The sequence below is a fragment of the Nonomuraea sp. AD125B genome (genome assembly GCF_041402765.1).
GTDB lineage: Bacteria > Actinomycetota > Actinomycetes > Streptosporangiales > Streptosporangiaceae > Nonomuraea > Nonomuraea bangladeshensis.
In genome coordinates, this window is sequence record NZ_JBGLOU010000005.1 from 354665 (window position 1) to 374453 (window position 19789).

The 19789-nt window shown below is 72.8% G+C and carries 19 protein-coding genes; 8 read left to right on the forward strand and 11 right to left on the reverse strand.

Annotated elements, in window-relative coordinates; genetic code table 11:
• The first annotated feature begins 5 nt into the window (after window positions 1–5).
• Genes ACBR40_RS16110 through ACBR40_RS16120 form a run of 3 tightly spaced genes read left to right on the forward strand, consistent with a single transcriptional unit; the run spans window position 6 to window position 5510 of the window.
• A complete protein-coding gene (locus tag ACBR40_RS16110) occupies window positions 6–2804 on the forward strand; it encodes an FAD-binding and (Fe-S)-binding domain-containing protein (RefSeq protein ID WP_371249224.1) in 2799 nt (932 codons plus the stop codon).
• Between the two features lie 4 nt (window positions 2805–2808).
• Window positions 2809–3963 (forward strand): FAD-binding oxidoreductase, encoded by a 1155-nt coding sequence (locus ACBR40_RS16115; protein ID WP_344204392.1) that lies wholly within the window; start codon window positions 2809–2811, stop codon window positions 3961–3963.
• A gap of 20 nt (window positions 3964–3983) precedes the next feature.
• Entirely contained in the window at window positions 3984–5510 is a 1527-nt protein-coding gene (locus ACBR40_RS16120) for an aldehyde dehydrogenase family protein (protein WP_371249225.1), read from the forward strand.
• Window positions 5511–5526: 16 nt separating this feature from the next.
• Here the strand turns inward: ACBR40_RS16120 and ACBR40_RS16125 are convergent, their stop codons facing one another.
• Both ACBR40_RS16125 and ACBR40_RS16130 read right to left on the reverse strand, forming a co-directional pair.
• Window positions 5527–6084 (reverse strand): hypothetical protein, encoded by a 558-nt coding sequence (locus tag ACBR40_RS16125; RefSeq protein ID WP_371249226.1) that lies wholly within the window; start codon window positions 6082–6084, stop codon window positions 5527–5529.
• A gap of 154 nt (window positions 6085–6238) precedes the next feature.
• Window positions 6239–7708 (reverse strand): NAD(P)/FAD-dependent oxidoreductase, encoded by a 1470-nt coding sequence (locus ACBR40_RS16130; protein ID WP_371249227.1) that lies wholly within the window; start codon window positions 7706–7708, stop codon window positions 6239–6241.
• 106 nt (window positions 7709–7814) lie between these two features.
• Here ACBR40_RS16130 and ACBR40_RS16135 point away from each other — a divergent pair, with 106 nt between their 5' ends.
• The 3 genes from ACBR40_RS16135 (at window position 7815) to ACBR40_RS16145 (ending at window position 11513) form a co-directional block, all read left to right on the forward strand.
• Complete coding sequence (locus ACBR40_RS16135; protein ID WP_344204400.1) at window positions 7815–8441, forward strand: TetR/AcrR family transcriptional regulator; 627 nt, start codon at window positions 7815–7817, stop codon at window positions 8439–8441.
• Window positions 8442–8552: 111 nt separating this feature from the next.
• A complete protein-coding gene (locus ACBR40_RS16140; RefSeq protein WP_371249228.1) occupies window positions 8553–10352 on the forward strand; it encodes an FAD-dependent oxidoreductase in 1800 nt (599 codons plus the stop codon).
• A 105-nt stretch (window positions 10353–10457) separates the two neighbouring features.
• Window positions 10458–11513, forward strand: a complete 1056-nt coding sequence (locus ACBR40_RS16145; protein WP_371249229.1) for a serine protease — start codon at window positions 10458–10460, stop codon at window positions 11511–11513.
• 6 nt (window positions 11514–11519) lie between these two features.
• Here the strand turns inward: ACBR40_RS16145 and ACBR40_RS16150 are convergent, their stop codons facing one another.
• The 5 genes from ACBR40_RS16150 to ACBR40_RS16170 all read right to left on the reverse strand — a co-directional run bounded on the left by ACBR40_RS16150 (window position 11520) and on the right by ACBR40_RS16170 (window position 14403).
• On the reverse strand, window positions 11520–12143 hold the full coding sequence (locus tag ACBR40_RS16150; RefSeq protein ID WP_371249230.1) for a flavin reductase family protein: 624 nt from the start codon (window positions 12141–12143) through the stop codon (window positions 11520–11522).
• Window positions 12140–12607 carry a hypothetical protein gene (locus tag ACBR40_RS16155; protein ID WP_371249231.1) on the reverse strand — a complete coding sequence of 156 codons (468 nt, stop codon included), beginning with the start codon at window positions 12605–12607 and terminating at the stop codon, window positions 12140–12142. Before ACBR40_RS16155 ends, ACBR40_RS16150 begins: the two co-directional genes overlap by 4 nt.
• 45 nt (window positions 12608–12652) lie before the next feature.
• The gene (locus ACBR40_RS16160; protein WP_371249232.1) at window positions 12653–12790 is read right to left on the reverse strand and encodes a hypothetical protein; all 138 of its coding nucleotides are present in this window, start codon (window positions 12788–12790) and stop codon (window positions 12653–12655) included.
• Window positions 12791–13061: 271 nt separating this feature from the next.
• Window positions 13062–13832: a SigB/SigF/SigG family RNA polymerase sigma factor gene (locus ACBR40_RS16165; protein ID WP_020546016.1), complete on the reverse strand. Its 771-nt coding sequence runs from the start codon at window positions 13830–13832 to the stop codon at window positions 13062–13064.
• A 250-nt stretch (window positions 13833–14082) separates the two neighbouring features.
• Window positions 14083–14403: a helix-turn-helix domain-containing protein gene (locus ACBR40_RS16170; protein ID WP_344204415.1), complete on the reverse strand. Its 321-nt coding sequence runs from the start codon at window positions 14401–14403 to the stop codon at window positions 14083–14085.
• 188 nt (window positions 14404–14591) lie between these two features.
• On the opposite strand from ACBR40_RS16170, the gene ACBR40_RS16175 reads away from it, so the two are divergent.
• Window positions 14592–14852 carry a hypothetical protein gene (locus tag ACBR40_RS16175; RefSeq protein ID WP_344204417.1) on the forward strand — a complete coding sequence of 87 codons (261 nt, stop codon included), beginning with the start codon at window positions 14592–14594 and terminating at the stop codon, window positions 14850–14852.
• A 35-nt stretch (window positions 14853–14887) separates the two neighbouring features.
• On the opposite strand, the gene ACBR40_RS16180 is transcribed toward ACBR40_RS16175, so the two are convergent.
• Window positions 14888–16264, reverse strand: coding sequence for a glycoside hydrolase family 6 protein (locus tag ACBR40_RS16180; protein WP_344204420.1), 1377 nt, complete (start codon window positions 16262–16264; stop codon window positions 14888–14890).
• Between the two features lie 86 nt (window positions 16265–16350).
• The gene (locus tag ACBR40_RS16185) at window positions 16351–17448 is read right to left on the reverse strand and encodes a GNAT family N-acetyltransferase (protein ID WP_371249233.1); all 1098 of its coding nucleotides are present in this window, start codon (window positions 17446–17448) and stop codon (window positions 16351–16353) included.
• A 30-nt stretch (window positions 17449–17478) separates the two neighbouring features.
• Between ACBR40_RS16185 and ACBR40_RS16190 the strand changes: the two genes are divergently transcribed.
• Entirely contained in the window at window positions 17479–17949 is a 471-nt protein-coding gene (locus ACBR40_RS16190) for a MarR family winged helix-turn-helix transcriptional regulator (RefSeq protein ID WP_371249234.1), read from the forward strand.
• Here the strand turns inward: ACBR40_RS16190 and ACBR40_RS16195 are convergent.
• Together ACBR40_RS16195 and ACBR40_RS16200 are read right to left on the reverse strand one after the other, a co-directional pair.
• Complete coding sequence (locus tag ACBR40_RS16195; protein ID WP_344204427.1) at window positions 17946–18566, reverse strand: response regulator transcription factor; 621 nt, start codon at window positions 18564–18566, stop codon at window positions 17946–17948. The genes ACBR40_RS16190 and ACBR40_RS16195 overlap by 4 nt on opposite strands.
• Window positions 18563–19768 (reverse strand): sensor histidine kinase, encoded by a 1206-nt coding sequence (locus ACBR40_RS16200; protein WP_371249235.1) that lies wholly within the window; start codon window positions 19766–19768, stop codon window positions 18563–18565. The genes ACBR40_RS16195 and ACBR40_RS16200 overlap by 4 nt, the downstream gene beginning before the upstream one ends.
• Window positions 19769–19789: the final 21 nt, after the last annotated feature.

The window sequence follows — 19789 nt, forward strand, 5'->3', positions numbered from 1 at the left end:
TACGCATGGATCAAGCGGCGGCTCTAGCGAGCGACCTGCGCCGGCGCGGCGTCGCCGACGTGCTGACCGACGGCACCACCCGCGCGATCCACTCCTCCGACGCCTCCCTCTACCGGGTGCCGCCGCTGCTGGTCGCCCGGCCGAGGACCGCCGAGGACGTCCAGGCCGCCGTGGAGCTGTGCGCCCGGCACGAGATCCCGCTGACCGCGCGCGGCGCGGGCACCTCGATCGCCGGCAACGCCGTCGGCCCCGGTCTGGTGCTCGACTTCAGCCGGCACATGGACCGGGTGCTGAAGCTCGACCCCGAGGCCCGCACGGCGGTGGTCCAGCCCGGCGTGGTCCAGGCCGCGCTCCAGCGGGCGGCGGCCCCGCACGGGCTGCGCTTCGGCCCCGACCCCTCCAGCCACACCCGCTGCACGATCGGCGGGATGATCGGCAACAACGCCTGCGGCTCGCGCGCGCTCGGCTACGGCCGCACCTCCGACAACGTGACGGGACTCCAGGCCGTGGCCGGCGACGGCACGCTTCTGGACCTGCCCGCGCAGGCCGGGCCGGCCGCGCTGCGCGACCTCGTGGCGGCGAACCTGGCGACGATCCGCACCGAGTTCGGCAGGTTCGGCCGCCAGGTGTCCGGCTACGCGCTGGAGCACCTGCTGCCCGAGAACGGCTTCGACGTGACCCGGCTGCTGGTCGGCAGCGAGGGCACGCTCGCCGTGCTCACCGAGGCGACGGTGCGGCTGGTCGCCGACCCCGCGCACCGCGTGCTGGTCGTGCTCGGCTACGCCGACATCGCCGAGGCCGGGGACGCCGCGCCCGGCCTGCTCGCCTTCCTGCCCACCGCGTGCGAGGGCCTCGACGCCCGCATCGTGGACGTGGTCCGCGCCCGCCGCGGCCCCGGCGCGGTGCCGCCGCTGCCGGGCGGCGCCGCCTGGCTGTTCACCGAGATCGCCGGCGACGACGAGGCCGAGGTGCGCGAGCGGGCCGCCCGCCTGGCCGCGGGGCACCCGGACGCGCTCGTCGTCACCGACCCGGCCAAGGCCGCGGCGCTCTGGCGGATCAGGGAGGACGGCGCGGGCCTGTCCGGCCGCAGCCCGGCCGGGCGGCCGGCGCACGCGGGCTGGGAGGACGCCGCGGTGCCGCCCGCGATGCTCGGCCGCTACCTGCGCGACTTCGAGGAGCTGATGGCCGGTCACGGGCTGACCGGCCTGCCGTACGGGCACTTCGGCGACGGCTGCCTGCACATCAGGATCGACCTGCCGCTGGAGCGGCCCGGCGGGACTCGGGTGCTGCGCGAGTTCCTGGTCGCCGCCGCCACGCTCGTCGCCGGCTACGGCGGCTCGCTGTCCGGCGAGCACGGCGACGGCCGCGCCAGGAGCGAGCTGCTGCCGCTCATGTACTCCCCCGACGCGATCGGCCTGTTCGAGCGGGTGAAGGGCGTCTTCGACCCGGCCGGCACGCTCAATCCCGGCGTGCTGGTGCGGCCCCGCCCGTTCGACGCCGACCTGCGCGTCCCCGCCGCCCGCCCGGCCCCCGGCCGGCTCGCCCTGGCCTACCGGCACGACGGCGGCGACTTCTCCCAGGCCGTGCACCGCTGCACGGGGGTGGGCAAGTGCCGGGCCGACAACACCGGGACCGGCGGCGTCATGTGCCCCTCCTATCTGGCGACCGAGGAGGAGAAGGACTCCACCCGGGGCCGGGCGCGGGCCCTCCAGGAGATGCTCAACGGCGGGGACGTGTCGGGCGGCTGGCGTTCGCCCGAGGTGCACGAGGCCCTGGACCTGTGCCTGGCGTGCAAGGGCTGCGCCTCCGACTGCCCGACCGGCGTGGACATGGCGGCCTACAAGGCGGAGGTGCTGCACCAGAGCTACCGGGGGCGGCTGCGCCCGGCCTCCCACTACTCGCTGGGGCGGCTGCCGCTGTGGGCGCGGCTGGCGTCCCGGATGCCGCGCGTGGCCAACGCCGCCCTGCGCGTGCCCGCGCTGCGCCGGCCGGCCCTCGCGCTGGCCGGGGTGGACGCGCGGCGCACGCTGCCCGCGTTCGCGCCGCGCACGTTCCGCTCCTGGTTCGCGCGCCGGCCTCCGGCGGAGGGCGCGCCGGTGCTGCTGTTCGTGGACACCTTCACCGACCACTTCGCGCCCGAGGTCGGCCGAGCCGCCGTCGCCGTGCTGGAGGCGGCCGGCTACGCGCCCCGCGTCACCGCGCGGCGCGGCTGCTGCGCGCTGACCTGGATCTCCACGGGCCAGCTCGACCAGGCCAGGCGCATTCTCGGCCGGACCGTACGCGACCTCGCGGCGGAGGCCGGTGACGGCGTGCCGATCGTGGGCCTGGAGCCGTCCTGCACGGCCGTCCTGCGCTCGGACGCCCTGGAGCTGCTGGACGAGGACACCGCCGCGCCCGTCGCCCGCGCCACCAGGACCCTCGCCGAGCTGCTGGCCGCCACCCCCGGCTGGCGCCCGCCGCCGCTCGACGACGTGCGCGTGGTGGCCCAGCCGCACTGCCACCACCACGCCGTCATGACCTGGGAGCCGGACCTGCGGCTGCTGCGCGCGGCCGGCGCCGAGGTGCGCAGGCTCGGCGGCTGCTGCGGACTGGCCGGCAACTTCGGCGTCGAGAAGGGCCACTACGACGTGTCGGTGGCGGTCGCCGGGCAGCAGCTCCTGCCCGCGCTGCGGGAGGCCGCGCCGGACGCGGCCGTGCTCGCCGACGGCTTCTCCTGCCGCACCCAGATCGCCGACCTGTCCCCCAGGCGCGGCGTCCACCTGGCTCAGCTCCTCGCCGACCGGCTCACGCCAGAAGGGAACTGAATCGATGGGACGAGAACTGCCCCGGCGGGCCGCGGTGGTCGTCATCGGCGGCGGCGTCATGGGGGTCAGCATCGCGTACGAGCTGGCCGCGGCCGGGGTGCGCGACGTGGTGCTGCTCGACAAGGGGCCGCTCGGCTCCGGCTCGACCTGCAAGGCGGCCGGGGGCGTGCGGGCGCAGTTCTCCGACCGGGTCAACATCGAGCTGGCCGTACGCAGCCTGGAGACGTTCGAGCACTTCGCCGAGCGCTTCGGGCAGGAGATCGACCTGCACCGCCCCGGCTACCTGTTCCTGCTGGACACGCCCGAGGCGGTCGCGGAGTTCGAGCGCAACGTCGCCGTGCAGAACGACCTCGGCGTGCCCAGCCGGATGATCCCGGTGCGCGAGGCCGCCGCGCTGTCGCCGCTCATCTCCACCGACGGGCTGCTCGCCGCCGCCTTCTCCCCCAGCGACGGCCACTGCACGCCCGAGTCCGTGGTGCTCGGCTACGCGGGCGCGGCCCGGCGGCTCGGCGCGCGGCTGCTGCCCGGCTGCGCGGCGACCGGCATCGAGCTCGCGGACGGGGCCGTCACCGCGGTGCTGACCGAGGGCGGCCGGATCGAGACCGAAACCGTGATCTGCGCGGCCGGGGCCTGGTCGCGCGAGGTCGGGGCGTGGGCGGGCGTGGACCTGCCGGTGACGCCGCTGCGCCGGCAGATCCTGGTGACCGAGCCGGTGCCCGGCCTGCCGCCGACGGCGTTCACCATCGACTTCGGCACCACCTTCTACTTCCACCGGGAGGGGCCGGGGCTGCTGCTCGGCATGTCCGACCCGGACGAGACGCCTGGCTTCAAGCTCGACCGCTCCGACGCCTGGCTGCCGCGGCTCGGCGAGGCCATGGCCCGCCGCGCGCCCGCGCTGATGGAGACCGGCGTCGCCACCGGCTGGGCCGGCCTGTACGAGGTGACGCCCGACCACAACGCGCTCATCGGCGCCGCCCCCGGCGTCGAGCGGTTCCTCTACGCCACCGGCTTCTCCGGCCACGGCTTCCTCATGGGCCCGGCGGTCGGCGAGGTCATGCGCGACCTCTACCTGGGGCGTGAGCCGTTCACGGACGTGTCCGGCTTCGACGCGCGCCGCTTCGCGCGGTCCGCGGCCCGTCCCGAGCTCAACATCGTCTGATCGTGAACAAGGAGCCTTTCATGATGCTGCCGAGCGCCGCCGAGCTGGCCGCGACCGCGCGGGAGACCGCGAAACGCTGCGGGGTGGACGTGGACGCGCTGGGCGACGGCGTCACCACGACCTCGCCGATCAACGGCGCGCCGCTGGCCCGTGTCGGCTGGGCCGGCCCCGAGGCGGTGGACGAGGCCGTCGCGCGGGCGCGGGCCGCGTTCCTGGCCTGGCGGGTGGTGCCCGCGCCGGTGCGCGGCGCGCTGGTCAAGCGGTTCGGCGAGCTGCTGACGGCGCACAAGGCCGACCTGGCGACGCTGGTCAGCCTGGAGGTCGGCAAGATCACCTCCGAGGCGCTGGGCGAGATCCAGGAGATGATCGACATCTGCGACTTCGCCGTGGGCCTGTCCCGCCAGCTCTACGGCCGCACGATCAGCTCGGAGCGGCCCGGCCACCGGCTCATGGAGACCTGGCATCCGCTCGGCGTGGTCGGCGTCATCAGCGCCTTCAACTTCCCCGCCGCCGTGTGGTCGTGGAACACCGCGATCGCCCTGGTCTGCGGCGACCCCGTCATCTGGAAGCCGTCCGAGCTGGCGCCGCTGACCGCGCTCGCCTGCGCGGCGCTGCTCGACCGGGCCGCCGCCGAGCAGGGCGCGCCCGCGCACCTCGGCCAGGTCCTGCTGGGCGGGCCCGACCTCGGCGAGGCGCTGGTCGACCATCCGGGGATCGCGCTGGTCAGCGCCACCGGCTCGACCCGGATGGGCCGCGAGGTGGGGCCGCGCGTGGCCGCCAGGTTCGGCCGCTCGCTGCTGGAGCTCGGCGGCAACAACGCCGCCGTGGTGTGCCCGTCGGCCGACCTCGACCTCGCCGTACGCGGCATCGTGTTCTCGGCGGCGGGCACGGCGGGCCAGCGGTGCACCACGATGCGGCGGGTCATCGCGCACTCCTCCGTCGTGGACGCGCTGACCGAGCGGCTGGCCGGCGCCTACGGCCGGCTGCCGATCGGCAACCCGCTCGCCGCCGGGACGCTCGTGGGGCCGCTCATCTCGGGGCGGGCGTACGAGGCCATGCGGGAGGCGCTGCGGGAGGCGGGCGAGCAGGGCGGCACGCTGGTCGCCGGGGGCGGGCGGCGCCTCGCCGACCAGGCGCCCGACGCCTACTACGCCGAGCCGGCGCTGGTCCGGGTCGGCACGCAGGTGCCGGTCGTGACGCGCGAGACGTTCGCCCCCATCCTGTACGTGCTGCCGTACGAGACGCTGGAGGAGGCCATCGCGCTCAACAACGCGGTGCCGCAGGGGCTGTCGTCCAGCATCTTCACCCGCGACCAGGGCGAGGCCGAGCTGTTCCTGTCGGCCGAGGGCTCCGACTGCGGGATCGTCAACGTCAACATCGGCACCTCGGGCGCCGAGATCGGCGGCGCGTTCGGCGGCGAGAAGGAGACCGGGGGCGGCCGGGAGTCGGGGTCGGATGCGTGGCGCGCCTACATGCGCCGCGCCACGAACACCGTCAACTACTCCGGTGAGCTGCCCCTGGCCCAGGGCGTCGAGTTCACCGTCTGACCCGGCCGCCCGCCGATCAGGGCTCGCAACTGGCCACGATCTCGGCGGTGCAGGTGTCGGTGCCGGGCCCGCCGGTGGCGCGGTCGCTGGTGCCCGCGCCGCCGAGCAGCGTGTCGTCGCCGCCGTTGCCGTTCATGGTGTCGTTCCCGCCGCCGCCGCTGACCAGGTCACTGTCCGAGCCGCCCTGGAAGAAGTCCGCGCCGTCGCCGAGGAAGACCAGCGACGGCAGGCCGGTGTTGTTGGTGAACAGGTCGGTGCCCGAGCCGAGGACGGCGCTCATGTCGGTGACGCTCGCCGACGGGCACCGTACGGTGTGGGAGTCGACCTGCGTGCACGTCCCTCCGGGAGAGAGCGTGGTGAGCGTGTTCACCACGACGTAGTTCGTGCCGGACACGCTCACGGTGACGGCGTTGTTGGTGGTCGTCGAGCTGATGACCAGGCGGCCGCTCGAGTTGTCGACGGTGCCGGCGGCGCTCGCCGGCCCGGCGAGGACGAGCAGCGGCGCGGCCGCCGCCGCGCCGACGAGAAGCGCGCGCAGCCCCATGGCGCGGACGGCTCCGATGCGGTTTCGCATGGTGGTTCCCCTGTGACAGATCATCCCCTTTGGCGGGGAGGGGCGGTCTTCCGCCTGCGCCGATTAGAGCGCACCGGGTCCCATAAGTTCTGTGGCGCAATACTCAGTACGGGCGTGCGTTGCGGCACTGCGCTCGTCGGTCAGGGCCCGGCGCTCAGGGGAGGACCAGCCGCCGGGCCTCGCGGCGGTTGCCGGCCAGCTCCCGCAGCGCCTCCGTGGCGCTGCGCAGGATGGCCGGCCGCTCCCCCGCCCCGTGCGCGAGGGCGCGGACCGTGGCGCGGAGCAGGCCGGGCAGGGCGAGGGTCTCCCTCGGGTCGCGCAGCCGGGAGTAGACGTCGAGGACGCGCCGCACCCCGCCGGGACCGTCGGTGAGCACCCGCAGCAGCTCGAACTGCACGGGAGCCAGGGCGTCGCCGCGGCCGAGCAGGTTCGTCCAGTGGTAGGTGTGCACGCATTCGGCGTTGCGGCGGCGCTCCCACGCCCGTACGGCGTCGTCGAGCGCGGCTGGGTCGCCGATGACGCCGCCGGCGCGCTCGCCGAGCAGCCGGGCGAAGCGGATCGCGTCGCGGATGCCCTGGGCGGTGACCGGGTCCTTGAAGTGCCCGGCGTCGCCGACGAGCGCCCATCCCGGGCCGGACGAGCGGCGGAAGTAGGACGGGTGCGTGGTGGAGCTGACCACCTTCGTCGCCCTGGAGCAGCCGGACAGGCGCTCGGCGAGGCCCGGCACCAGGGTCACGGTCCGCTCGAACTCCGCCTCCAGGTTGCCGCGGAAGTCCGGCACCCGCTCGACCGGCGGCATCAGCAGCACCAGCGACAGACCGCCGTCGCAGGGGAAGGCGTTGCCCAGCTCGCGGCCGGTCAGCCACATGGCGGCGGTGTTCCGCCACTCCTCGCGCGGGTCCTCGTAGTAGGCGTAGTAGCAGGCCCGGCCGTTGGCGTGGGTGACGCGCGGCTGCTCGGCGCCGAGCAGCCTTGCCAGGGTGGAGCGCCGCCCGTCGGCGCCGATGACCAGCCGGGCGCGGATCTCGTACTCGCCGGAGGCGCGGGAGCCCTGGGAGCCGGCCGAGCCTCGGGCGCCGCCGGACGCGCCGGAGCCACCCCGACCGCCGGACGAGCCGAAACCGCCTTGATCGCCGGAGCCGGCTGACCCGCTCTGCCCGCCGGGCTCCTCCGGGTGGTCGCCGCCGGCGCGGGAGCGTACGCGGACGCCGACGGCCCGCCCGTTCTCCCAGAGCACTTCGGTGACGCGGTGGCCTTCCCTGACGTCCGCCCCGGCCTCGCGGGCGGCGTCGACGAGGGCCGCGTCGAGGGGCGCGCGGCGTACGCACATGCCGTAGTCCAGCCCGTCCACCGGCGTGTAGCCGCCGGCCGCGCCGTGCCCGGGGCCGCCGATGAAGGCGCGCGAGAGCCGGGGCGCGCCGATCTTCTCCACCCGTTCCAGCACCCCGGCCCGCGCCAGCTCGGCCACGCCGCCCGCGAAGAGCAGGTGCGTGGAGACGGTGGTGGAAGGGAAGTGCGCCGGGTCCACTGCGATCACCCGCAGCCCCTGGCGGGCGAGGGTCGCGGCGGCCACCGCGCCCGCGCAGCGTGCTCCGGCGATGACGACGTCGGCCTGCTCGGCCATCGGACCCTCCCGGCGGACAGCCATAACCGACTGCAGTGTCGGTTACGAGGAACGTAAGCGCTCCCGAGACCGGAGTCAACGCCTCACGGACGGTAGGGTGCGGGACATGGCGACCAGCGAGCCGAAGAAGCGCATGCCGGGCACGGCCCGCCGGGCCCGGATCATCGAGGCCGCACTGGACGTCTTCGCCGCGCGCGGCTACCACGCCACCGCCATGGAGGAGATCGCGTCCGCCGCCGGGGTGACCCGGTCGGTGCTCTACGACCACTTCCCGTCCAAGCGGGTGCTGCTGATCACCGTCCTGCAGGAGCAGAACGCCGGGCTCGTGGCCCACGTCGGCGCCCGCATCACGGGCAGCGGCTCGCCGGGCAGGCGGCTGCGCGCCACGCTGGACGCCTACTTCAGCTTCGCCCAGGACCGCCCGGCCGCCCGCCGGCTGCTGTTCGACCACACCGACGAGGACGACCCCGAGATCAAGGCGGTGCGCTGGGGCATCAGGGAGGCCCGCACCCGGTCGGTGGCCGTCATGCTGGGCCGCGACCTGCGCAGGCTCGGCCTCGACCCGGACAGCGAGGCCGCCCAGGCGGTGGTCGAGCTGCTGATCTCCGGCACCGACGGCCTGGCCCAGTGGTGGGAGCGGCATCCGGCGGTGCCGCGCGACCGGCTCGTGGAGGCGGCCATGCTCGTGCTCTGGAACGGCCTGTCCACGCTGCCCGAGCCCGAGGCCCACTAGCGCCCTCCTGGTCCGCACACCGCACCCTTGACAGGGGTGATCCGGGCGTTCATCGTCACGGCTAGCTGAACCAACAGCAGTGTCGGTTAGCGGGTGCGAAAGGGAACGGCCATGGAGCAACAGCAGAGCCGGGACGGCATCGGGCGGCGGCGGTTCGTGACGGGGGCGATGGCCACCGCGGTCGGCGCGGCGACCGGCCCGCTATGGAGCATGCCGGGCGCGAGGGCCGCCGCCCCGGCCCTGGTGAGCGCCGCGGCGGGCAAGAACGTGGCGATCTTCGGCGCCGGCATGGGCGGCCTGAGCGCCGCCCACGAGCTGGCCGAGCGCGGCTTCCAGGTCACCGTGTACGAACGCAAGGCGCTCGGCGGCAAGTCGCGGAGCATCCCCGTCCCCGGCACCGGCACGGGCGGCCGCAAGGACCTGCCCGGCGAGCACGGCTTCCGGTTCTTCCCCGGCTTCTACCAGAACCTGCCCGAGACGATGAGCCGCATCCCGTACGGCTCCGGCACCGTCCGCGACAACCTGGTCCCCGCGAGCCTGGAGGTGATCGCGTACAAGGGGAAGGAACTGCGCGTCCCCATCCCCGGCGACCTCGGCGCGATCACCCCCGAGGCCATCGGCGACTACTTACGCACCGCGCTGACGGCGCTCACCACGGTCCCGCTCACCGAGATCAACTTCTTCATCTCGAAGCTGGTCACGTTCATCACCAGCGGCCCGCGGCGGCGGCTCGGCCAGTGGGAGAACATGGGCTTCTCCGACTTCATCAAGGCGAGCCAGATGTCGCAGCAGTACCAGGACCTGCTGGTGCGCATGTTCACCGCCTCCTTGGTCGCCGCGCAGCCGGACCTCGCCAACACCCGCACCATGGGCCTGATGTTCGAGGCCCTCATCTACAGCGGGCTCGGCCTCGGCCCGTACGGGCCGCCGGACATGGTGCTGAACGGCCCCTCCAGCGACGTGTGGCTCACCCCCTGGATCGACCACCTCACCTCGATGGGCGTGCAGTTCAAGCTCGGCTGGACCGCGACCGGCTTCACCTACTCCGGCGGCCGGGTCACCGGCGCCCAGGTGACCGGCCCCACCGGCGCCGTCTCCACCGTCACGGCCGACCACTACGTGGCCGCCCTGCCGGTCGAGCGGATCCGGCCGCTGCTGTCGTCCGCCATGAAGACGGCGGACCCGGCGCTGGCCCGGCTCGACCACCTGCAGACCGACTGGATGAACGGGGTGATGATCTATCTCAAACAGCCCCGGCCGATCGCCGAGGGCCACCTCATCTACGCGGCCACGCCGTGGGCGCTCACCTCGATCAGCCAGGCGCAGTTCTGGACCACGAGCTTCCCCGCGACCTACGGCGACGGCGCCGCCGTCGACTGCCTGTCGCTGGACCTGTCGGACTGGAACACGCCCGGCATCCTGTTCGGCAAGACCGCCAAGCAGTGCACCCGGCCGCAGATCGTCCAGGAGGTGCTGGCCCAGGTGCGCTCGGCCCTGCCCAACGGCGCGGCGCTGCTGCCCGACTCGATCGTGCACTCGTGGTTCGTGGACCCGGCGATCACCGGCGAGGGCACCTCGGCCGTGGCCAACGACGAGCCGCTGCTCATCAACAGCACCTCGTCCTGGTCCAACCGCCCGGACGCCACGACCGCGATCCCGAACTTCTACCTGGCCGCCGACTACGTACGCAACAGCATCAACCTGGCCACCATGGAGGGCGGCAACGAGGCGGGCCGGATGGCGGCCAACGCCGTCCTCGACGCGACCGGGTCCTCGGCGAGCCGCGCCCGGCTGTACGAGCTCTACCTGCCGCGCGAGTTCAAGCCCATCCACGACTCCGACGACATCCGCTACCTGCTCGGCCTGCCCAACCGGTTCGACCTGCTCGCCCCGTACTGGCCGGGCCACTGACCCCGAGCTCCGGGGGATCCATATCCATTCCGGCATGTCTTGAGGAACTTGCTCTTTCTCGTACGTACCTCCAAACGGCAACTATTCGGTTTCAGGAGGTACGTCATGCACCGCAGAGTCGCCCTGCTCTCCGCCGCCGCGATCGCCGTGGCCGGCGCACTCGTCCCGGCGGCCTCGGCCCAGGCGTCCAGCACCACCACCAGTAGCACCACTGGCGGGTTCGACCGCAACCCCGTCGGCTGGGCGGGCGCGGACTCGGCCTCGGAACGCAGGACCGTCCTGTCGTACTGGACGCCCCAGCGCATGCTGGCGGCGCAGCCGCTGGACACGCCCGAGATCCGCCGCTCCGGCGGATCCGGGCCCACCCAGGGCACCCCGTGGGCGACCCGCGGCGCGTCGTCCACCCCGACGCAGGGCCGCTCGTACGCGGTCCGCCCGGTGTCGGCCCAGCGTACGGCCGAGGTGCTGCAGAACAGCCCCGGCCTGCGCTGGACCGACGGCGGCGCGGTGACCCGCACCGTCGGCCGGGTCTTCTTCACCACGGCCGACGGCCGCAACTCCGCCTGCTCCGGCACCGCGGTCACCAGCGCCAACGAGAGCGTCGTGATGACCGCGGGGCACTGTGTGAAGCTCAACGGGGCCGCGCACCGCAACTGGGTGTTCGTGCCCGGCTTCGACAACGGCCGCCGCCCGTTCGGGACCTGGGTGGCGACCACGCTGCTGACCACCCAGCAGTGGAACGCCAACGAGAACATCAACTTCGACGTCGCCGCCGCCGTGGTCGCGCCGCTCCAGGGACGTTCGCTCACGGACGTGGTGGGCGGGCAGGGCGTGGCGTTCAACCAGCCGAGGAGACGGCAGATGTTCTCCTTCGGCTATCCGGCGGCGGCCCCGTTCGACGGCTCGCGGCTCATCTACTGCAGCGGGCGCGCCATCGACGACACCGTGCAGACCAGGGACCTCGGGCTGCGCTGCAACATGACCGGCGGCTCCAGCGGCGGCCCCTGGTTCGCCGGTTTCAACGCCTCCACCGGGCAGGGCTGGCTCAACTCGGTCAACAGCTTCAAATACGACTTCGCGCCGAACTTCATGTTCGGCCCGTTCTTCGGCAACGAGGCGATGGCCGTCTACCGGGCGGCCCAGAACGTCGGCGCCCAGTAACCGTGCTCACCCGGCGACCGCCTCCCGCGGCGTCTGGCTGCGGTAGGAGTGGCCCAGCTCCGCGCCGAGCCCGAAGTAGTGGCGGAAGTTGTAGATGAGCGGGCTCCACGCGGCCGGGTCCACGTGGTCGGTGCCGGGTACGACGAGGCGCGGATCGGCGTGCACCCTGCCGACCGCGGCCTCGACGATGACGAACCCGCCCGAGACGGCCTCCCCCACCCGCTCGGCCCTGGCCTCCAGCTGGATGGGGCACTCGGCCACGCGCGGGGACCGTACCGTCTCCGACGGCTCGGCCCGCAGCCCCGCCGCGCCGAACTTGTCGGGCTCGAACCGGCAGCCGGCGGGCTTGCTCGCCGGCACCGGGTCACGGCCGGTGAGCGGGGCGAGCCGCTCCACCGCCTCCCACTGGTGCGGGGCGGGCAGGTTGATCACCAGGCCGGCGCGCTCGGCGAGGTTGCGCGCGCTCTGGCCCTCGGCGCCGAGCCCGAGCACCACCACCTGGCCGAGCGCCCACGCCGAGGAGATCGGCGCGAGGTTGGCCGAGCCGTCCGCGTTCTCCGTCGTCAGGAGCACGACCGGGGTTCCGAAGTACAGGATGCTGGGGTTGATGGCGATATGGGGTGCGGTCATGAAGGCAGCCTAGGAAGGCGACATTCAAGCCCCGGTCGAAGCGTCGCGCGCAGGCGCGCGATCGTGCGCAGGACCTCGGCCCGGTTCTTGGCGGTCTTGAGCCACGTCGGCAGCCGCTCGACCAGGCTGGCCGGAGCCCCGGCCACGACGTCCCCACGTTCGCGCAGCTTCGCGGCGAAGTAGGACTCCAGGAGGTCGAGATGCCGGACGTTGTACGCCCACAGCACGTGTCCGCGGCAGCTCGCCTGCAACCAGACCGGCCGCCGGAAGAAGGGATCGACCGGACCGCCGACCACGGCGGAGCCGTCCGGCTCGTCGTCGACGTAGCCGCACTCCCCGCAGCACAGGCGCCGCGAGAGGACGAGCGCGCAGCCGTCGCACCGGGGACAGCGCACCAGCACCTCGTCGATGAAGTCGTACGCGTACTTCCGTTCGCGCCGATCCCGGAACCGGTCACCTGCCACAGGATCAGTGTGCCAGCCTCCGCTGCTCGCGATCGGCCTGGCGCACTACGTGCTCCTGTGGCAGGGCGAGATCCTGACCGTGTACGCCATCCTCGGCCTGCTGATCCTGCTGCCCTCGTCCTGGCTGCCGCGCTGGGCCGTGGCCGGGCTCTCCGCCGCGCTCCTGGTGACGTCGCTGCTCATCGGCGGCTTCTACGCCATGGTGCCCGCGCTGTTCCTGCTGGGCTCGGCGCTGGTCCGGTACGGCGTGATCGGCAGGATCGACCGGTCCACCCGCGTGCCCGCCCTCCTGGCGGCGGCCTTCGCGGCGGGAGCGGCGCCCGCTCTGTGGGTCCAGGCATCAGGGTCACCCGCCGGCCCGGTCGTCCGGCTCGCTTCCGTCGTGGCCGGACTCGCCGAGGCGCCTGAGCCCTCCGCGGCCCCGGCCCCGTCGGAGGGGGCCGGAGACCGGGGGTCAGTCCTGCAGGGCCTTGCGCAGCTTGGCCAGCACGGCGCGCAGGATGCGGGAGACGTGCATCTGGGAGATCCCGAACTCGGCCGCGATCTCGGACTGGGTCATGTTGCCGTAGAAGCGCATCAGCAGGATGTTGCGCTCCCGCTCCGGCAGGGCGTCGATGAGCGGCTTGACCGCGTGCGCGCCCAGCATGTTGTCCAGCGCGTCGTCCTGGGCGGGGATGAAGTCGCCCAGGTCGGCCGCGTCCTCCTCGCCGCCGACCGGCGCGTCCAGCGACAGCGTGTTGTACGCCGACGACGCGTCGAGCGTGAGCAGCACGTCCTCCTCGGAGATGCCCATCTTCGCGGCCAGCTCGGCGACGGTCGGCGAGTGGCCGAGGGTCTGGGTCAGCTCGGCGGTGGCCTTGTTCAGCTCAAGCCGGCGCTCCTGGTAGACGCGCGGTACCCGGATCGCCCAGGTGCGGTCGCGGAAGTGGCGCTTGACCTCGCCGACCATGGTGATCATCGCGTAGCCGCGGAACTCGTGCCCGAGCTCCGGGTCGAAACCGTTGATGGCCTTCATCAGGCCGACGTACGCGGCCTGACGCAGGTCCTCCATGGGCTCACCGCGGTGGTAGTAGCGGCGGGTGACCTCGTTGACCAGGCCGCTGTACATGTCCACAAGACGCTCGCGGATCCGCACCTGGTGCAGGTCGGAGGTCTCGGGCCGGTTCATCTCGACCAGAAGCTGCTCGGCCGTCATCTCTTCGAGTGCGATGTCCAGGACTGCCATCTGATACTCCGAGAGTAGATCTGAGGCGCCCCTGCGGACGGCAAAAAAGCCCAGGCAGAGGCACACCACGTTTGTCGCGTGAGCTGAAGCCCTCTGCTGGACTTCGTGAAGGGAGATTCCCAATCAGTTCTTTTTTATCACGGTTCCAGGTAACGAAACCATCACAACCGATCTCGTCCTTCTTGGTACCGGGTCCACTCTACCCCCATCACACCAAGGACAGGCAAGCCCGCGGGCGCGGGCGTCCCCGTCAGGAGGTCTTCTCGCCCGGCAGGTCGTGCTGGGTGAACATGTCGATGAGCAGGCGGACCGGCAGGTTGGCCTCGGTCGGATAGCGGAAGGACTGGTCGAGGTTGAGGCTGTAGTGGTTGCGCCGGCCCACGCGCTCGCGCGACAGGTAGCCGGCGTCGTGCAGGTCGGACACGATGCCCTGCACCGCCCGCTCGGTGATGCCGATGGTGGCGGCGATGTCACGCAGCCGCGCCTCCGGGTCCCGCGCGATCTCCAGCAGGACCCGGGCGTGATGGGTGAGGAAGGTCCAAGTGGAAGGACGTTCCTGCGAGGCGCTCACCTGATCTCATGCTCCCGGCTCGGGCGGTGCCCCAGCCCTGTTCGAACGAGACTTGAGGCTCTTCTGCGGAAGATCCTATAACGAACTTCTCTTCCGGTATCAGCGAGCCGCCGAGCCTGGCGGGGCCGGAGATGTTTCCGTGGCCGCAGCGCGGTAACACCTTCTTCCGGAACCGAAAGGAGTGCCGCATGGAGCGACCGGCTACCGACACGGGCACCAGGCACGTTTCCTGCACCCCTGCTCCGGCCGACCAGCTCTTCGAGATCACCGTGCTCGACCTCGCCGACGGCGACGACCAGGGCGACTGGCACACGATCGGCTGGGGCGTGGACCGCCGGCACGCCGACAGCATCGCCGAGTCGTTCGTCACCCGTTCCCTCAGCCCCTACGCGGCCGCGCGCGTCCGCCACAACGGCCATCTGGTGGGCGAGCACCGCCGCCCCGGCTAGGTGCGGGGGTCCCGGGCGAGACCCCCGCGAGATCATCAGGTGCCGTCGATCAGGCGGACGGCGAGGGCCGGGCTGAACTGACCGGCCGGTGTGTCCGGGGCGATGCCGCAGTTGCCGTCGGAGTCGCCGGGGACCTTCACCCACAGCAGCATCTCGGTGCCGCCGTCGCCGCCGACCTGGGCGGGCGTGCCGAGCTGTCGGCCTGCGGGGTTGCACCACTCGCCGTTGGAGCCCTTGCCGTTGCGGCTGGTGTCGATCACCCACTTGGCCCCGCTGCCGAGCGCCCCGCTGACCGAGGACGCGTAGGCGGCCGACTGGGCGGTCGGGTAGTAGTTGGAGACGTTCACGGCGAAGCCGCGGATGTTGCCCACGCCCGCGTTGCTCAGCCGGGTCGCCATCGTCCCCGCCGCGACCCAGCCGGCGTTGCCCGCGTCGAGGTAGGCCCAGGTGTTGGGCGCCTTGTCGCGGAACTGCTCGGTCGCGTACGTCAGCATGCGGTTGCGCGCCTGCACGGCGGCGTCGTCCATGCAGGCGAAGTCGCCCAGGGAGTCGGGCTCGATGATCACGACGGCGGGCCGGGCGCCGATGCCGGACGCGAACGCGGAGATCCAGCTCTTGTACTCGGCCTCGCTGCCGGCCCCTCCCCCGGAGTGCCCGCCGCACGCGTCGCGGCCCGGGATGTTGTACGCGACCAGCACCGGGAGCTTGTCGGCCGCGTCCGCCGCGGACACGTACGCGGACACGGCGGCCCCGACGTCGCCGCTCCAGCCGCCGATCCAGCGGGCCATCGGCTTGGACGCGATGGCCGACTGGATTCGCGCGGCCCGGGAGTCTCCGGGGTTGCTCCGCACCCAGGTCGCCGGGTTGGAGCCGGGGTCGACGTAGAAGCCGTCGGTCATGGCGACCGGCCCCGACGGGGACTGCTCGGTCAGCGAGACGTTGTCCAGGAAGAAGCTGAAGCCGGCGTTCTTGCCGAGCTGGAACGACACCTGCCCGGCCGTGGTGCCGAGGCCGGAGGTGAAGGGGAAGCTGAAGCGCTTGCTCGTCGTGGAGAGCGAGAGCGACCTGGTCAGCGTGTTGGTGTAGGGGGCGTCGGCGAGCTGCACGGTGGTGACCGCGGTGACCGCGGCCGAGGCCGAGGCGTCGAACGAGAGGGTGTACGCCTTGCCCTGGGCCAGGGGGATGTCGTTCTGGGCCACCATCGCGTCCCACGGGTTGGCGGTGCCGCCGGTCACGGTGACCCGCAGCCGGCCCGCGTCCACGGTCATCGAGGTGTTCGCCGAGTTCCACCAGGGCGCGGTGCCGGCCGTGAACGTGCCGTTGACCACCAGCTGGGGCGCCGCGGCGGCGGGGACCGCGGACAACGCGGTCACGGTCGTGGCCACCGCGATCAGGCGGGTTAACAGTCGCACGAAGAGTTCCCTTCTGGGCGTCCTGAAAGTCGCGAAGCCCAGGATCACAGAGATCAGCAAATCTCGTGACAAGTCGGGAAAAGTCGTTACGCGCCAGCCGGAACCCCCGTCAACCGGGGCACGTCGGCGGGCACCGGCTTGGCGAGGGTGGTCGTCGTGGCGTCGGACGACTCCGTGCGGTAGCCCTCGGCCTGGTAGAGGCGGATGTTGCGCTCGCTCCTGGCGCCGGTGGACAGCACGACGCGGCGGCAGCCGGCCTCGGCGGCGGCTTCGGCCTCGCGCAGCAGCCAGCGGCCGACGCCCTGGCCGCGCAGGTCGGGGACGACGCCGAGGCGTCCCACGTGCCAGTCGTCGGCCACGCGGCGGGTGCGCACCATGCCGAGGAGCCGGCCGTCCCGCCACAGGCCCGTCGTCCGCCAGGTGGCCAGCCAGGCGCGCACCTGCTCCAGCGACTCCTCCAGCGCGGTGATGGCCAGGGTGTCGTTGGCCAGCGCCTCCTCGACCCAGCAGCAGCGCTGGAGCACCAGGACGTCCGGGGCGTCGTCGGGGGTCAGCGTCCGCACGTACGAGCCCGGCAGGGGCGCCGGCCGCGAGGCCGGGCGGACCCGCTCGCGCATCGGCCGCAGGGCGTGGGCGAGGCGGACGAGCTCGTCGAGGACCCCGACGGCGGCCGCGCCGCGCCCCGCGTCCGGACGGAACCGCCCGTCGTGCATCTGGTCGGCGATGCGCAGGGCGACCGTGGCGCCCAGCGGCACCAGCCGCAGCGTGGTCACGACCTGCTTGGCGTGCTGGACCGAGCGGGTGCCCGCCGAGGTGTTGCCGTAGCTGACGAACCCCATCGGCTTCCACGCCCATTCGCGGCCGAGGTAGTCGAGGGCGTTCTTGAAGGCGGCCGGCATGCCGTAGTTGTACTCGGGGGTGACGGCGATGAAGCCGTCCGCGGCGTCCACCGTCGCGCTCCACCGCCTGGTGTGCTCGTGCTGGTAGACGCCGGCCCCCGGCTCGCCCTCCTCGTCGAGGAACGGCAGGGCGAGGTCGCCGAGGCTGACCGGCAGGAGCTCCACGCCCAGCTCCGCGGCCCGCGGCGCGATCGCGTCGATGAGCCACCGGCCGACCGCCGGGCCGAGGGCGCCGGGACGGGTGCTGCACACGAGGACGAGGACCCGAAGAGGTTTCGTTGACATGGAAACGAACGTAGCTGGTATCTTGTTTACATGTCAACGAAGCGGTCCCATGAGACGGTGCGCTGGCTCGACGCGGACGAGGAACGCGCCTGGCGCGCCCTGCGCCGCATGATGATCGCGATTCAGACCCGCACCGCCCACGACCTGGCCGCGCTCGGCCTGTCCGAGCCCGACTACGAGGTGCTGAGCACGCTCTCCGAACGTCCCGGCCGCACCAGCACCCTGCACGAGCAGGCCGCCAAGATGGGCTGGTCGCGCAGCCGGCTGTCCCGGCACGCCACCCGCATGGAGGCCCGCGGCCTGCTGCGCCGCGAGCCCGACCCGGACGACGGCCGGGGCTGCTACCTCGTTCTCACCGAGCACGGCCTGGAGACGCTGGAGGACGCCGCCCCGGCCCACCTGGAATCGGTCCGCCGCCACGTCATCGACCGGCTCTCGCCCGCCGACCTGTCCGCCGTGGAAGAGATCGCCCGCAAACTGGAAGAACCCTTCGGCGGCTAGCTGAGCAAGCCTCGGCGATACCCCTCGCCGACGGCCGCGGCGCGGTCGCGGACGCCCAGTTTGTCGTAGATGTGCAGCAGGTGGGTCTTGATGCTGGCCTCGCTGATGAAGAGCTTGGCGGCGGCCTGGCGGTTGGATGCGCCGTCGGCGACGAGGGCCAGGACCTGGAGTTCGCGGTCGGTGAGTGCGGCCTTGACCGGTTTGCGTACCTGGCCCATGAGGCGGCCCGCGACGGAGGGCGACAGGACCGGCTCGCCGGCCGCCGCGGCGCGGACGGCGCGCAGGAGCTCGTCGGTGGGGGCGTCCTTGAGGAGATAGCCGGAGGCGCCGGCCTCGATGGCGGGCAGGACGTCGGAGTCGCCGTCGAAGGTGGTCAGGACGAGGGTCTTGATGTGGGGATGGGAGTGGCGCAGGGCGGTGATGGCGGTGACGCCGTCCATCTCGGGCATGCGCAGGTCCATGAGGACGATGTCGACCTGGAGCGCGGCGGCCCGGTCGACGGCTTCGCGGCCGTTGCCGGCCTCGCCGGCGACGTGGATGTCGGGCTCGGCTTCGAAGGCGGCGCGCAGGCCGTGGCGGACGATGGGGTGGTCGTCGACGATGAGGAGGCGGATCACCGGGGGTTTCCTTGGAGGGCGGGGACGGTGGCGCTGACGGCGGTGCCCTCGCCGGGCGTGCTCTCGACCTCGAGGGTGCCGCCGACGCCGCGCAGACGTTGTCTCATGCTGCTGAGTCCGAATCCGCCGCTGTCGGGATTGTCGATGCCGGTGCCGTCGTCGCGGATGTCGAGCAGCACGACGGCGCCGGTGTAGGAGAGGGTGAGGCCGGCGCGGGTGGCGTCCGCGTGCTTGGCGACGTTGGCCAGGGCCTCCTGGGCGACACGGAACAGGGTGACCTCGATGGCCGGGCTGAGGGGGACGCGGTCGCCGGTCACCTCGACGTGGAGGTCCACGCCGGTGGTCTGGGTCCAGTTGCGGGCCAGGGTGGTCATGGCTTCGGGCAGATGGGCGTCCTCCAGCTGGTGGGGCTGGAGGGCGGCGACGGAGCGGCGGGCCTCGGTGAGGCTGTCCTGGGCGAGGTCGAGGGCGAGTTCGAGGTGGGTGCCCGAGTCCTCGACGCGCTGGGCGGCGCGGAGCTGGGTGATGATGCCGGTGAGGCCCTGGGCGAGGGTGTCGTGGATCTCGCGTGCCATGCGCTGGCGTTCGTCGAGGATGCCGGCCTGGTGGGCCTGGGTGAGGAGCTGGGCGTGCAGGTCGGCGTTCTCCTCCAGGGCGATCTGCAGGTCGCTGACCGCTTTGCGGTATTTACGCTGCCGGTCCTCGATCCTGATGCCGGCGATGTGGCCGCCGCCGATGGCGACGGTCTGCACGGCGACGATCGCCAGGTGGAAGGCGACGAGCTGAGGAGTGGCCTGGGTCCAGTCGAGCGTGGATCCGTACAGGACGACGGAGGTGACGGCGACGGCGGCGAAGGTCCACTTGGAGGGAGCGAAGTGGGCGGCGAGGAAGTAGCCGGAGATGCAGTAGATGACGAAGATCGGGTCGTGGAAGCTCAGCAGCGCGGCGGTGGCCAGGACGCCGGCGAAGTGAACGGTGACGGCGACCCGCCGCCTGCGCACGGCATGGAGCAGGGGGCGGGCGCCGAGCAGCCAGGCGAGGGCCAGCGCGGTGAGCGCGAGGGTGTGGGGGATCTCGTCCGCCGGCCGCTCGGGTGCGGCCAGGCTGATGACGAGGGAGGCGGCGAGGGTGATGTAGGGGACGATCTCGGCGATGCGCTCGAAGCGTCGCTCCCAGGTGGAGGGCGGGAAAGGGTCGTCCATGTGGATAGTGCCCCTTCTCTC

Bases quoted from the DNA above. Each gene is read 5' to 3' on its own strand.
- ACBR40_RS16130 (WP_371249227.1), bottom strand. From the start codon at position 7,708: ATGGCCGAGCAGGCCGACGTCGTCATCGCCGGAGCACGCTGCGCGGGC.
- ACBR40_RS16120 (WP_371249225.1), top strand. From the start codon at position 3,984: ATGATGCTGCCGAGCGCCGCCGAGCTGGCCGCGACCGCGCGGGAGACC.
- ACBR40_RS16200 (WP_371249235.1), bottom strand. From the start codon at position 19,768: ATGGACGACCCTTTCCCGCCCTCCACCTGGGAGCGACGCTTCGAGCGC.
- ACBR40_RS16140 (WP_371249228.1), top strand. From the start codon at position 8,553: ATGGAGCAACAGCAGAGCCGGGACGGCATCGGGCGGCGGCGGTTCGTG.
- ACBR40_RS16165 (WP_020546016.1), bottom strand. From the start codon at position 13,832: ATGGCAGTCCTGGACATCGCACTCGAAGAGATGACGGCCGAGCAGCTT.
- ACBR40_RS16110 (WP_371249224.1), top strand. From the start codon at position 6: ATGGATCAAGCGGCGGCTCTAGCGAGCGACCTGCGCCGGCGCGGCGTC.
- ACBR40_RS16135 (WP_344204400.1), top strand. From the start codon at position 7,815: ATGGCGACCAGCGAGCCGAAGAAGCGCATGCCGGGCACGGCCCGCCGG.
- ACBR40_RS16115 (WP_344204392.1), top strand. From the start codon at position 2,809: ATGGGACGAGAACTGCCCCGGCGGGCCGCGGTGGTCGTCATCGGCGGC.
- ACBR40_RS16125 (WP_371249226.1), bottom strand. From the start codon at position 6,084: ATGCGAAACCGCATCGGAGCCGTCCGCGCCATGGGGCTGCGCGCGCTT.
- ACBR40_RS16185 (WP_371249233.1), bottom strand. From the start codon at position 17,448: ATGTCAACGAAACCTCTTCGGGTCCTCGTCCTCGTGTGCAGCACCCGT.
- ACBR40_RS16175 (WP_344204417.1), top strand. From the start codon at position 14,592: ATGGAGCGACCGGCTACCGACACGGGCACCAGGCACGTTTCCTGCACC.
- ACBR40_RS16150 (WP_371249230.1), bottom strand. From the start codon at position 12,143: ATGACCGCACCCCATATCGCCATCAACCCCAGCATCCTGTACTTCGGA.
- ACBR40_RS16190 (WP_371249234.1), top strand. From the start codon at position 17,479: ATGTCAACGAAGCGGTCCCATGAGACGGTGCGCTGGCTCGACGCGGAC.
- ACBR40_RS16145 (WP_371249229.1), top strand. From the start codon at position 10,458: ATGCACCGCAGAGTCGCCCTGCTCTCCGCCGCCGCGATCGCCGTGGCC.
- ACBR40_RS16160 (WP_371249232.1), bottom strand. From the start codon at position 12,790: ATGAGCAGCGACGTCACCAGGAGCGCGGCGGAGAGCCCGGCCACGGCC.